At 60.3% G+C, this 1,156-nt stretch carries 1 protein-coding gene and 1 pseudogene; both read left to right on the top strand.

Features of this window, described 5'->3' with window-relative positions; genetic code table 11:
- A partial coding sequence (locus tag ACXRVY_RS30525; RefSeq protein ID WP_458239141.1) for an alpha/beta fold hydrolase occupies nucleotides 1-893 on the top strand: 893 nt, incomplete at its 5' end.
- Between the two features lie 140 nt (nucleotides 894-1,033).
- Nucleotides 1,034-1,156, top strand: a pseudogene (locus ACXRVY_RS30520) (putative 4-hydroxy-4-methyl-2-oxoglutarate aldolase); the annotation flags it as partial.

The raw sequence follows: 1,156 nt of genomic DNA, 5'->3' as shown, positions 1-1,156 counted from the left end.
GCCCCGACTTCACCGTCGAACTGGCTGTGACGCGCCTTGGTATGGCCGATGAGTCGTCCTCCCGTGGCGTGCCGGTGATCCTGCTGCACGGCAGCTTTTCCAATCGCCGGTTCTGGTTTTCTCCCAAGGGCCTGGGATTGGGCGCTTATCTGGCCCGACTGGGGTTCGACGTCTGGATTCCGGAAATGCGCGGTCACGGCTTGTCCCAGCGTAACCACGACTACCGCAAGAATCGTGTCGCCGACTACGCTCGCTATGATCTGCCGGCCATAGGTGCATTTGTCCGTGAGCAGAGCGGGCAGGTGCCGCACTGGATCGGTCACTCGCTGGGCGGTACTACCCTGGCCGCAGCGCTGGGTGGCGAGTACATCGGAGAGCCGGTGGTGGCTTCCGCGGCGTTTTTCGGCACCCAGGTGAGCCGCACCTACTGGCCATTGAAGATTCCACCAGTGGAGTGGAGCGGTCGCTTCATTCTCAAGCGTTTTGCCCAGTTGTCGGGCTCAAGGCTCAAGCGCGGCCCGGAGGACGAGCCCATCGGCCTGGCCCTGGAAAGCATGCGCTGGTTCGGCTTGTTCGGGCGCTTCGGCGATGCCGACAAGGACTGGTGGAAAGGCCTGGCCGAGGTCAAGTTACCCGTATTGGCGGTCAGTGCCGCGGGTGATCATCAGGACCCGGCCTGGGCGTGTCGCAAACTGTTCGAGCAGTTTGGTTCCGAGCACAAGCAATTCATCAATCTGGGGCGCGAGCAGGGCTTCGGCGACAATTTCGGTCACGTGGAAATGCTTGTCAGTAAGGCGGCCCAGGCTGAAGTCTGGCCTTTGGTGACTCGCTGGCTGGCCGATCAGCAGACACCTTTGCCGGGAGCGCAACAGGATTTTGCCGCGRCAATCTGAGGCTGACGCTCTAACAAGGGCATTTCGCTCTGATCGGCTTGCGGCTAAGATATGACGCATTGAGCTGTTCTGGTCACTTTCCGTGGCTGAGTCATCACCGATGTTCGTGCTGTCTTCCTCTTTACAGGAGTTTCTCGATGATCCATTACCTCACGCCCGACCTGTGCGACGCCTATCCGGAACTGGTGCAGGTGCTGGAACCGATGTTCAGCAATTTTGGCGGCCGTGATTCCTTCGGCGGCGAAATCGTGACCATCAAGTGC

This window comes from Pseudomonas sp. P5_A2_2 (genome assembly GCF_054177685.1).
This window is presented reverse-complemented; position numbering and strand designations above follow the sequence as displayed.